Source organism: Aeromonas simiae (assembly GCF_014892695.1).
GTDB lineage: Bacteria > Pseudomonadota > Gammaproteobacteria > Enterobacterales > Aeromonadaceae > Aeromonas > Aeromonas simiae.
This window is the reverse complement of sequence record NZ_CP040449.1, coordinates 2,378,411-2,390,339: the sequence shown is the minus strand read 5'-3', so window position 1 is coordinate 2,390,339 and position 11,929 is coordinate 2,378,411. Positions and strand designations below refer to the sequence as shown.

Annotated in this window: 7 protein-coding genes; all 7 read left to right on the top strand. The window is 60.3% G+C overall.

Going from position 1 to position 11,929, the window contains the following annotated elements; all coding sequences use genetic code 11:
- The first annotated feature begins 123 nt into the window (after positions 1-123).
- The 7 genes from dapB (at position 124) to FE240_RS11220 (ending at position 11,907) form a co-directional block, all read left to right on the top strand.
- Positions 124-936, top strand: coding sequence for a 4-hydroxy-tetrahydrodipicolinate reductase (gene dapB / locus FE240_RS11250; RefSeq protein WP_193001017.1), 813 nt, complete (start codon positions 124-126; stop codon positions 934-936).
- Positions 937-1,539: 603 nt separating this feature from the next.
- Positions 1,540-2,676, top strand: coding sequence for a glutamine-hydrolyzing carbamoyl-phosphate synthase small subunit (carA, locus tag FE240_RS11245; protein ID WP_193001015.1), 1,137 nt, complete (start codon positions 1,540-1,542; stop codon positions 2,674-2,676).
- A 19-nt stretch (positions 2,677-2,695) separates the two neighbouring features.
- Positions 2,696-5,920 (top strand): carbamoyl-phosphate synthase large subunit, encoded by a 3,225-nt coding sequence (gene carB, locus FE240_RS11240; RefSeq protein ID WP_193001013.1) that lies wholly within the window; start codon positions 2,696-2,698, stop codon positions 5,918-5,920.
- 123 nt (positions 5,921-6,043) lie between these two features.
- A complete protein-coding gene (locus FE240_RS11235; RefSeq protein WP_193004536.1) occupies positions 6,044-7,198 on the top strand; it encodes a DUF1615 domain-containing protein in 1,155 nt (384 codons plus the stop codon).
- A gap of 223 nt (positions 7,199-7,421) precedes the next feature.
- Positions 7,422-8,966, top strand: a complete 1,545-nt coding sequence (locus FE240_RS11230; protein ID WP_226798793.1) for a sensor domain-containing diguanylate cyclase — start codon at positions 7,422-7,424, stop codon at positions 8,964-8,966.
- A 251-nt stretch (positions 8,967-9,217) separates the two neighbouring features.
- On the top strand, positions 9,218-9,718 hold the full coding sequence (locus tag FE240_RS11225) for a hypothetical protein (RefSeq protein ID WP_193001009.1): 501 nt from the start codon (positions 9,218-9,220) through the stop codon (positions 9,716-9,718).
- A 215-nt stretch (positions 9,719-9,933) separates the two neighbouring features.
- Positions 9,934-11,907 carry a methyl-accepting chemotaxis protein gene (locus FE240_RS11220; protein WP_193001007.1) on the top strand — a complete coding sequence of 658 codons (1,974 nt, stop codon included), beginning with the start codon at positions 9,934-9,936 and terminating at the stop codon, positions 11,905-11,907.
- Positions 11,908-11,929 lie beyond the last annotated feature (22 nt).

The window sequence follows — 11,929 nt, the reverse complement described above, 5'->3', positions numbered from 1 at the left end:
CGGGATGGCGGCGCGCGTTGTGACTCTGGGCGTCCGTGGCGTCTCCTGCAACCCAGGCTTTGCAAAGTGCGCCCCGGCTGGTAAAACAGGGGACTTTGCAAGCAGAACGAAATGAGGAAGGCGATGGAGACTCCGATCCGCGTAGCCGTGATGGGCTGCCAGGGACGAATGGGCAAGGTGCTGCTGGAGGCGATCCAGGCACAGGAAGGGGTGGTGCTTGGGGCTGCGCTGGAGCGTCCCGGCTCGGCCGTGATCGGCCTTGATGCCGGCGAGCTGGCCGGGCTCGGTCATCTTGGCATCGCCATCGGCGACAGCCTGGCCGCCGCCATTGAGCGGGTGGATCTCATCATCGACTTCACCCGCCCCGAGGTGACGCTGGAGAACCTCGCACTGGCCCGCGCCCATGGCAAGATGATGGTGATCGGTACCACCGGCTTCGACGATGCCGGTAAGCTGGCCATCGAACAGGCCGCCACCGAGATCGGGATCGTCTTCGCCTCCAATTACTCGGTGGGCGTCAACCTGGTGTTCAAGCTGCTCGAGCAGGCTGCCCGTGTGATGGGGGAGTACACCGACATCGAGATCATCGAGGGGCACCATCGCCACAAGGTCGATGCCCCATCCGGTACGGCGCTCTCCATGGGGGAGGTGGTGGCCAAGACCCTGGGTCGGGATCTCAAGGAGTGCGCTGTCTATGGCCGCGAGGGGATCACCGGTGAGCGGGATCGCAATACCATCGGCTTCGCCACCATCCGTGCCGGGGATCTGGTGGGGGAGCACACTGTTATGTTTGCTGACATCGGCGAGCGGGTTGAGATCAGCCACAAGGCATCAAGCCGTCTGACCTTCGCCAACGGCGCTGTGCGGGCCGCCCGCTGGCTCAAGGCCCAACCGGCAGGCTTGTACAACATGCAGGATGTGCTGAGTCTGAAATAGGCATTTATAGATTAAACATATGAAAAAGGCGGCTTTGCCGCCTTTTTTTATTGAACAATGAAAAATCATACATCACCGCGCTCTTCCCCACCCCGGTTGTTAATCTTCCTGCCACGGAACAGTCACGCTGCTGTTATTGAATGGCTGTTTTGTCGCCACAAGTGCAGGGTGTAAAAAAAGATTAAAAATGCATAACTAGTAAAACGTTTTTCTGTGTTAAGAAAAATTTAATCTTCACAGAAAGGCAGGTAATTCACTGTGTGGCTTTCGTTGTTTGTTTTTAACTTAATGAAAAATATCAACTAATTTTGCTTTTATTGAAAATGTAAGGGGCAGTGACCCTGTGCGCCGCGGAGGGCGTAAAAAAGTTTTACGGCGGGGGTTGCGCGGCGCCTGAATGCATAGATAATGACTGGAATTGCTTTTTTATAGAATTTAAATGCAATCTTCTGCGCGCCAGTGGTTGAAATGCCACTGATTTTCAGTAGAATGCGCGCAATTTGCCCGAAATATGCCGGCCCAGCGGGGTCCTCAGGTCCCGGCGAGAGGCTAGCAACACCCAGGTAAGTTGCTGATTTTCAAGCTAAAAAACTGGAGGTTGTCTTGAGTCACACTGCATTGTTAGTGCTGGAAGATGGAACTGTCTTCAAGGGCGTATCGATAGGCGCCGAGGGATGTTCCGTTGGTGAAGTGGTTTTCAATACGTCGATGACGGGCTATCAGGAAATCCTCACCGACCCCTCCTATTCTCGTCAGATCGTTACCCTCACTTATCCTCATATCGGCAATACCGGCACCAACCCAGAAGATGAAGAGTCCAGCCAAATCCACGCTCAGGGCCTCATCATCCGCGATCTTCCTATCCTCGCCTCCAACTTCCGCAATCAACAATCCCTCTCCGATTACCTCAAGACGCGCGGCATCGTCGGCATCGCCGACATCGATACCCGTAAGTTGACCCGAATCTTGCGTGAGAAGGGAGCCCAGAACGGTTGCATCATGGCTGGCAAGGCGCTCGACGAGGCCCATGCCCTGAGCCAGGCTCGCGCCTTCCCAGGACTCAAGGGGATGGATCTTGCCAAGGAAGTGACCGTCGCTGAGCCCTATCGCTGGCGTGAAGGGAGCTGGGAGCTGGGTAAGGGACACGCGACCCCGGCTGAGGGCGATCTCAAGTATCACGTGGTGGCCTACGACTTCGGCGTTAAGCGCAACATCCTGCGCATGCTGGTCGATCGCGGTTGCCGCCTGACCGTGGTGCCGGCCAAGACCCCGGCCGCTGAGGTGCTGGCGATGAACCCCGATGGCATCTTCCTCTCCAACGGCCCGGGCGATCCGGCTCCGTGCGATTATGCCATCGAGGCCATCCAGGCGTTCCTCAACACCGATATCCCGGTGTTTGGTATCTGTCTGGGTCACCAGCTACTGGCACTGGCCTCCGGCGCCGAGACCATCAAGATGAAGTTCGGCCATCACGGTGCTAACCACCCGGTCAAGAGCCTGGATGACAACACCGTCATGATCACCGCCCAGAACCACGGCTTCGCGGTGGATGAAAGCAGCCTGCCGGATTGCCTGCGCGCCACCCACGTCTCCTTGTTCGATGGCACCTTGCAAGGGGTGCATCGCACCGACCGTCCGGCCTTTAGCTTCCAGGGTCACCCGGAGGCGAGCCCCGGTCCGCACGACTGTGCCGGCCTGTTCGACCACTTCATCGAATTGATTAAGCAGTATCGCGCCTAAGGAAAGAGGAAAGAGTTCCATGCCAAAACGTAATGACCTTCAGAGCATCCTGATCCTCGGCGCCGGCCCCATCGTCATCGGCCAAGCCTGCGAATTTGACTACTCCGGTGCCCAGGCCTGTAAGGCGCTGCGCGAGGAGGGGTACCGCGTCATCCTGGTCAACTCCAACCCGGCCACCATCATGACCGACCCGGAGATGGCCGACGCCACCTATATCGAGCCCATCACTTGGGAAGTGGTGCGCGAGATCATCAAGAAAGAGCGTCCGGATGCCGTGCTGCCCACCATGGGTGGTCAGACTGCGCTCAACTGCGCCCTGGATCTGGAGCGCCACGGGGTGCTCAAGGAGTTCGGTGTCGAGATGATCGGTGCCACCGCCGACGCCATCGACAAGGCCGAAGACCGTCACCGCTTCGATCAGGCCATGCGCAAGATTGGCCTTGAGTGCCCGCGCGCCGGCATCGCTCACAACATGGAAGAGGCGTGGAAGGTGCAGGCCGAAGTGGGCTTCCCCTGCATCATCCGTCCCTCCTTTACCATGGGCGGCTCCGGTGGTGGTATCGCCTACAACACCGAAGAGTTCGTCGAGATCTGTGAGCGCGGTCTGGATCTCTCTCCGACCAAGGAGCTGCTCATCGATGAGTCGCTGATCGGCTGGAAAGAGTACGAGATGGAGGTGGTGCGCGATCGCAACGATAACTGCATCATCGTCTGCGCCATCGAGAACTTCGATCCCATGGGGGTTCACACCGGTGACTCCATCACGGTCGCGCCGGCTCAGACCTTGACCGACAAGGAGTACCAGATCATGCGCAACGCCTCCATGGCGGTACTGCGCGAGATCGGCGTCGAGACCGGCGGCTCCAACGTTCAGTTCGGCATCAACCCCAAAGATGGCCGCATGGTCATCATCGAGATGAACCCGCGGGTGTCGCGCTCCTCGGCGCTGGCCTCCAAGGCCACTGGCTTCCCCATCGCCAAGGTCGCCGCCAAGCTGGCCATCGGTTACACCCTCGACGAGCTGATGAACGACATCACCGGTGGCAAGACCCCGGCCTCGTTCGAGCCGGCGATTGACTACGTAGTTACCAAGGTGCCGCGCTTTAACTTCGAAAAGTTCGCCGGTGCCAACGACCGCCTGACCACCCAGATGAAGTCGGTGGGCGAAGTGATGGCGATTGGCCGCAACTTCCAAGAGTCCTTGCACAAGGCGCTGCGCGGCCTCGAGACCGGTAAGACCGGCTTCGACCCCATGGTTGATCTCAATGCTCCGGACTCCCTGACCCGCATCCGCTACGAGCTGCAAGATGCCGGTTGCGACCGTATCTTCTACATCGCCGATGCGTTTCGTGCCGGTCTCTCCATGGACGGCATCTTCAAGCTGACCAAGATTGACCCCTGGTTCCTGGTGCAGATTGAAGAGCTGGTCAAACTCGAGGAGACCGTCAAGGAGCGCGGCATGGTGGGTCTCGATGCCGACTTCCTGCGCGCCTTGAAGCGCAAGGGGTTTGCCGATGCGCGTCTGGCCAAGATCCTCGGCGTGGCCGAGGCCGAAGTGCGCAAGCTGCGCGCTCGCTACGACATTTTCCCGGTCTACAAGCGGGTTGATACCTGCGCCGCCGAGTTCGCCACCAACACCGCCTACATGTACTCGAGCTACGACGAGGAGTGCGAAGCGGCCCCGAGCAGCCGTGACAAGATCATGGTCATCGGTGGCGGCCCGAACCGTATCGGCCAGGGCATCGAGTTCGACTACTGCTGCGTGCACGCGGCGCTGGCCCTGCGTGAAGACGGCTACGAGACCATCATGGTCAACTGCAACCCGGAGACCGTCTCCACCGACTACGACACCTCCGACCGCCTCTACTTCGAGCCGGTGACCCTGGAAGATGTGCTGGAGATCGTGCGGGTCGAGCAGCCCAAGGGCGTCATCGTCCAGTACGGCGGCCAGACCCCGCTGAAACTGGCCCGCGACCTGGAAGCCAACGGCGTACCGGTGATCGGCACCAGCCCCGATGCCATCGACCGCGCCGAAGACCGCGAGCGCTTCCAGTCTGCGGTGGAGCGCCTTGGCCTCAAGCAACCGGAAAACGGCACCGTCACTGCGCTCGAGCAGGCGGTACTGCTGGCCGAGCGCATCACCTACCCGTTGGTGGTGCGCCCCTCCTACGTGCTGGGTGGCCGCGCCATGGAGATCGTCTATGACGAGCAGGACTTGCGCCGCTACTTCGCCGAGGCGGTGAGCGTCTCCAACGAGTCGCCGGTACTGCTGGATCGCTTCCTCGACGACGCCATTGAGGTGGACGTGGATGCCATCTGCGACGGCGAGACCGTGGTCATTGGCGGCATCATGGAGCACATCGAGCAGGCCGGTATCCACTCCGGTGACTCTGCCTGCTCCCTGCCGCCTTATACCTTGTCCAAGGCGATTCAGGACGAGATGCGCGAGCAGGTGCGCAAATTGGCGCTGGAGCTCGGCGTGGTCGGTCTGATGAACGTGCAGTTCGCGGTGAAAGATGGCGTGGTCTACCTCATCGAGGTGAACCCGCGTGCCGCCCGTACCGTGCCGTTCGTCTCTAAGGCGACCGGGGTACCGCTGGCCAAGATTGCCGCCCGCGTCATGGCCGGTCAGAGCCTGAAGGAGCAGGGCTTCACCCAAGAGGTGATCCCGCCCTACTACTCGGTCAAAGAGGTGGTGCTGCCGTTTGCCAAGTTCCCGGGTGTCGACCCGCTGCTGGGCCCTGAAATGCGCAGTACCGGTGAGGTGATGGGGGTGGGTGCCACCTTCGCCGAGGCCTATGCCAAGGCGGTGCTCGGCGCCGGTCACCAGGTGCCGCGTGAAGGGCGTGCCCTGCTCTCGGTGCGCCACAGCGACAAGGAGCGGGTGGTCAACCTCGCTGCCAAGCTGCAAGAGCTCGGCTACGAGCTCGACGCCACCCACGGCACTGCCGTGACCTTAGGGGAGGCGAGCATCAACCCGCGTCTGGTCAACAAGGTGCACGAGGGGCGTCCGCACATTCTCGATCGCATCAAGAACGGCGAGTACACCTACATCGTCAACACCGCCGAGGGCCGTCAGGCCATCGAGGACTCCAAGCAGCTGCGCCGCGGCGCCTTGCAGCACAAGGTGGCCTACACCACCACGCTCAACGCCGCCTTCGCGGCCTGCATGGCCATCACGGTGGATGCCACCGCGAGCGTCGCCTCGGTGCAGGAGCTGCACGACAAGGTGAAAAACCGCTAAGGCAAACGCCACTTGAAACCGACACCCCGCCAACTGGCGGGGTGTTTTTTTCTGGACGTGCGCATGGGGGCATCCATCCACTACAATGGCGCCTCGTTTGTCTTGCCCCTGCCTGGATGTGTGATGACCCGTTTGCCGCTGCTTGCGCCGTTTCTGTTTCTCTCCTTGCTGCTGGCTGGCTGTGCCAGTGAACCCGCCCCGGTCAGCCAAGCGGGGGCCTCCTCAGCCACGTCGACCAAACCGCTACCTAAGGCACTCAAACCACACAAGCCGGCCGACATGAAAAGCCGCATCGTTCGCTTCCTGCCGCGCGGGGTGGCCGATAAACCGGGTTGGGCCAACGACGTGGTGACATCGCTCACCAGCCAGGGGCTGACGGTGAACGATCACAATGTCTGCTCTGTGCTGGCGGTGGCCGAGCAGGAGGCGACCTACCAGGCCGATCCCGTGGTGCCTAATTTGGGCAAGATCGCCTGGAAGGAGATCAATGCCCGCGCCGGTAAGCTGCTGATCCCCGAGTTCATGGTGCGCACGGCGCTCTCCATCAAGTCTCCGACCGGTAAGAGCTATGCCGAGCGCATCGACCGGCTGCGCACCGAGCGGGAGATGAGCGAGATCTTCGAGGACATGATCGGCGAGGTGCCGATGGGCAAACGGCTCTTTGGCAACATGAACCCGGTGCGCACCGGGGGGCCGATGCAGGTGAGCGTGGCGTTTGCCGAGGCCAATGCCCGTGGCTACCCCTATCCGATCAAGGAGTCCATTCGTCACGAGGTGTTCACCCGTCGCGGTGGGGTCTGGTTTGGCACCCGGCACATCTTCGGTTACGAGGCCGACTATCCCGACACCCTCTACCGTTTCGCCGATTTTAACGCCGGCTGGTATGCCAGCCGCAACGCCGCTTTCCAGGCCGCCGTGAGCCGCCTGAGCGGCAAGAGGCTGGCGCTAGATGGGGATCTCATCCGCTACGACTCGGATAACCCCGGTCAGACCGAGTTGGCGGTCCACACCCTGGCCGGTCGGCTCAAGATGAGCAAGCAGGCGATCCATCAGAGCCTGAAGCTGGGAGACAGCCGCGACTTTGCCCACAGCGCCCTCTATCACCGGGTCTTCACCCTGGCCGATCAACAGGCGGGTAAGCGCCTGCCGAGGGCCATCCTGCCCGGTATTGAGCTAAAGAGCCCCAAGATCACCCGCAACCTCACCACCGCCTGGTTCGCCAAGCGGGTGGATGAGCGCGAGCAGCGCTGCGTGCGGCAGATGGCGAGCATTCGCTAACGAGCAAGCAGCGGGGCGGCCAGGTAGCCGCCCCTCTGTTTTGATCTTCTGGCGATCAGAGGAAACGGGCCGCTAGGGAAGCACCAGCATGAGGGCGTGATGCATCGTATCGTCGGGTTTCCTGTTAGAGGCATGCTGCCGAGGAGAACACTTGCAGTAAGATAGGGTGAGAGGTGGAGACGGTGAGGAAGGGATGGGGAGATCGCGAATTTTCAGGCTGAATTTGAGTCACCTGACGCTGGCGCTGACAGCGTTTACCTTGCTGGCCGTGCTGGGTAACAGCTTCTATGCCACCTATCGGGTACAGCGGGAGCTGCTGATCGCCAGTACCTTGGAATCTAATCGGGCCTACGCCGCCAAGTTGGCCGAGTCGGTGGGGCTGATGCTCGATTCAGCGCAGCGGCAACTGGCTTTCAGCGCCGAGACGCTCGGTCAGAGGGCGGTTGAGCAAGAGACGGCCAGCAGCGAAGTCGCACGCCTGTTTCGCCAGACGCCCATGTTCAATACGGTCTCCGTGGTGAGCCGGGATGCCAGGATCCGGGCTCTCTATCCTGATAAGGCTCATCGGATGGGCAGCCGGGCTACGTCTAGGGGGGCGCATCAGATCCTGGCTGCCCGCGAGCCCATCATCACCGATCCGTTTATCACCACCACCGGGCGTTACATCATCAGTGTCACCTCTCCTATTTTCTCGACAACGCGTGATTATCTGGGGTTTATCTCAGGCAACATCTATCTGGAGTCCAACAATATCCTGTCGCAGTTGCTGTCCCACCATTACTACAAGGACGGCACTTACATCTATGTGGTCGATCGTAGTAAGACGGTGATCTACCACCGTGAGGCCGAACAGGTAGGGCGTCTGATTAAGGGAAATTCGGCGGTGGATGCGGTGGTGCAGGGAAAAAGTGGCGCCGTTTCCCAGGTCAACTCTTATGGCATCGAGATGTTGACGGGTTATGCCGCCGTGGAGAATAGCCATTGGGGCATCATAGTGCAGCGCCCCAAAGCCGAGACGTTGACCAACCTCAATGAGCAGATCAAAGAGATCCTGCTGGCCAGTGTACCGGTGAACCTGCTGATCATTGCAGGAGCCTGGCTCGCTTCTTTGTTCATTGCCCGCCCTCTGTGGCAACTGGCCTGCAACACCGCCAACATGAGTAACCGTGATGCCCAGCTTCGCATTGCCAAGGTTCGCGCCTGGTATTATGAGGCGGCTCAGCTCAAGCAGGCCATCTTGCACAGCATCGGGCATATCAATACCCGCTTTGATGAGCTGCACGCGGAAACTCGCAGCGATCCACTCACCGGTTTGCTTAATAAGCGCGGGATCCAGTTGCTGTTGCAGTGCTATGAGGAAGAGAAAATCCCCTTCTCGGTGCTGGCATTGGATGTGGATCATTTCAAGTTGATCAATGACACCCATGGCCACGATGTGGGCGACCGGGTGCTAGTGGCGCTGGCGGCACTCATGCAGCAAAAAGCCAGAAAAGATGATGAAGTTTGCCGTAGCGGCGGAGAGGAGTTTCTCATCTTCCTGCCTCACACCCCGAAGGCGATTGCCGGTGAGATTGCCGAGCGTCTACGCCGGCTGGTGGCCGAAGCGCCGATGGAGGGGGTGGGGGCCATCACGCTGTCGATCGGTGTGTCGGAGTGGCACACAGGGCTCCCCTATCATCCCTCCCATGCCATCAAGCGGGCCGATCGCGCCCTTTACTGTGCCAAGGCCGCTGGCCGCAATCGTACCGAGCTGGACCTTGAGGGGTGAGTTGGGGCGGCAGGCGGCATTGCCGCTGGCAATGGCTTGCCTCCAGCCGCGATAGGGTAAGGGGGGAAGCCAGCATGGTATGCGGCGATGAGGGTGGTATGGCAAATAAAGTGCGTTAAGAGCAGATTTCAATACGAAAGTATGCCGAGTGTAAAGATTGCGTTGGCTGGCAGAGTGCTTGCCTTTTTAGCGGGTCGCCCACAGAGGCGGCCGCTGGCAGACCCAGCGTCCATGACGTTCAGGAGAGCATGATGACAAGCAGCATCACCTCGGCAGGGAGCACCAGCTCCCTGGCTCAGCTCTGGCAAGCGAATGTGAGCCAGACCCAGAATAAACAGACGCCGCCCCCACCCCCGCCCGGTGGCGACAGCAAGATGCAGGAGGACATGATGTCGGCCCTGTCTGATGCTGGCATTGATACCAGTCATCTAACCGAAGAGCAGTCTGATGCCTTGACCGCCTTCATGCAGACCCTGATGGAGACCTTACACCAGCAGGGCGCGGGCCAAGAGCAGGAGAGTGCGGCGCAGGAGAGTCCGATGCAGCGGGATTTGCAGAGCCTGCTTGGTCAGCTCACCGGCAGCAGCGAGAGTAGCAGTACCGACGAGTTGCAAGGTCAGTTCTCCTCCCTACTCGATAGCCTGGGGGCCGGTGAGAGTGGCGTCACTCTGCAACAGTTTCTCAGCGCCTTTTCAGACAAGATGGAAACTAACCGCAGCGAACCGGGTTATTTCGTCAACACCAGCGCTTAAATCCGTGTCTTCTATGCCAGCCTTCGGGCTGGCTTTTTCGTATTGGTCTCTTCAATGCGTCTCAGATGAGGCGTGCTTTGCTATGGTGCATAAGGTTATATTGAGACCTTTGTTAGTGGCAGCAGCGTCATGGTATCACCTGAATATTGTGCCTTGTGTGGTCAAGGTATTCATGCAATGGCAGGCGCCAAGCATCAGAACGTGGGAGAGCAAGGATGAAGAGGTTGGGATTAGCGGGAAAGATGGTATTGATCGTCTGCTTGCCGCTGTTGGCACTGCTGTTTTTCTCGGGGCGCTATGTCTATGAGCACTATGTGGATAGCCGCGCCATGGGGGCGGCACAGGTGCAGTTAGAGCAGGTGCAACTGGCGGCGTCACTGGCCCATGAGCTGCAAAAAGAGCGCGGTATGTCGGCAGGTTACATCGGCTCGCAGGGCAAGAAGTTTGCAACCGCATTACCCGCGCATCGCAAGCTGGTTGACAGCCAGGTGGCCCGCTTGCATGCCCTGTCGGAGCGGGGAATGCTCAGTGAGGTGATCCGCCCGCTGGAAGCACTGACGCCGATGCGCCATCAGGTGGATAAGTTGGCGGTGCCGGTCGCCGATCTGGTGGGCTTTTACAGCCGCTTGGTGGAGCAGTTACTGGGAGTGGTGGATGAAATTGGCCTCAATAGTCATGACGCCGCCATCGCCATGCAGACCTCGGCTTATGGCGCCTTCCTCCAAAGTAAGGAGCGTGTAGGGCTGGAGCGTGCCACCTTGAGCGCTGTTTTTGCCCGCGACAGTTTCACGCCTGAACTGTTACAGCAATTTATTGCCCTGCTATCGGCGCAGAAGACCTACCTGGAGCGCTTTAATGCCATGGCGAGTGCGGAGCAGCGCACCCTGCTTGAGCAGCGTCTGCAAGGGAGCGTGGTGGATAAGGTGAGCGCGCTGGAGCAGTTGGCGCTCAACCAGGCCGCCGAAGGGCACTTTGGGGTGGATCCCGAGCTGTGGTTTGCAGCCAGCAGCGCCAAGATTGAGCTACTGCGCCAAATCGAGGATCAACTGTTTGCGGGATTGCAGTCTGGTGTGCAAGAGCGGCACAGTGCGGCCCTGCGCCAGTTTTACTGGGCCTCGGTGCTGGTGGCCTTGTGCGTGTTGATCACCGCTCTGGTGTGCTGGCGGGTGGTGCGCGATCTGCACCGGGGATTTGTGGCGCTGCATCGCACCTTCTCTCGGTTGGTGCAGGACAACGATCTGACGGTGCGGGTGGACTGGCACTCTCATGACGAGCTGGGGGCGCTAGCCCGGGATCTGAACCGCTTTTTGGATCACCTCGAGGGGCTGCTGGGTGAAGTGCGCCGCTCTTGCGACGTGCTGACCCGCAGCGCCGCAGAATCGGCCTTGGTGATTGCCGAGGTCAATGCCGGGGTGGTGAAGGGCTTTGGTCAGGTGGATCTGGTGGCCACGGCCGCGACCGAGATGGCCTCCACGGTCAGTGAGATTGCCCGCAATGCCACCGAGACCTCTCAGGTGACCCAGCAGGCCATCGGCCGGGCCCGGCAAGGGGACAAGGAGGTGGATCAGACCATCAATGCCATCCAGAAAGTCGCCAGCAGTCTGGCCGATACCCGCCTGCTTATCGACAGTCTGCATCAGGAGACCGGCGCCGTTGCCGAAGCGCTCGGGCTCATCAAACAGATCTCCGATCGTACCAATCTGTTGGCGCTCAATGCGGCCATCGAGGCGGCCCGCGCCGGCGAGTCGGGACGGGGGTTTGCGGTGGTGGCTGAAGAGGTGCGAGCCTTGGCCGCCCGCACCCAGCAGGCGGCCGATGATATCGAGCAGATGTTGACCCGGCTGCGTGATGGGGCCGATCAGGCGGTGAATGCCATGCACTCGGGCAGCCAGCAGGCGGAGATCAGCGTGGCGGAGGCCAAACGGGCGGGGGATGAGATCTCGGTGATTGTCAGCGAGGTGCGGCGGGTCAGTGACATGACAGCCCAGGTGGCCACTGCCACCGAGGAGCAGCGCTATGTCACCGACGATATTCAGAACAACGTGCTCACCATCCGCGAGGTGTATGAATCCCACCGCCAGCACTCCGAAACCTTGCAGCAGAGCAGCACCGAACTCGATGCGCTAGCCCGTGAGCTGGCCCGCCGTGTCGCCTGTTTCCGTCTACGTGAGCAGGAGCGGCCCCACTGAGGTGAATCCGGTTGATGGAACG

Excerpts from the sequence above, each read along its gene's own strand:
- carB (WP_193001013.1), top strand. The coding sequence starts at position 2,696 with ATGCCAAAACGTAATGACCTTCAGAGCATCCTGATCCTCGGCGCCGGC.
- FE240_RS11235 (WP_193004536.1), top strand. The coding sequence starts at position 6,044 with ATGACCCGTTTGCCGCTGCTTGCGCCGTTTCTGTTTCTCTCCTTGCTG.
- dapB (WP_193001017.1), top strand. The coding sequence starts at position 124 with ATGGAGACTCCGATCCGCGTAGCCGTGATGGGCTGCCAGGGACGAATG.
- FE240_RS11225 (WP_193001009.1), top strand. The coding sequence starts at position 9,218 with ATGACAAGCAGCATCACCTCGGCAGGGAGCACCAGCTCCCTGGCTCAG.
- FE240_RS11220 (WP_193001007.1), top strand. The coding sequence starts at position 9,934 with ATGAAGAGGTTGGGATTAGCGGGAAAGATGGTATTGATCGTCTGCTTG.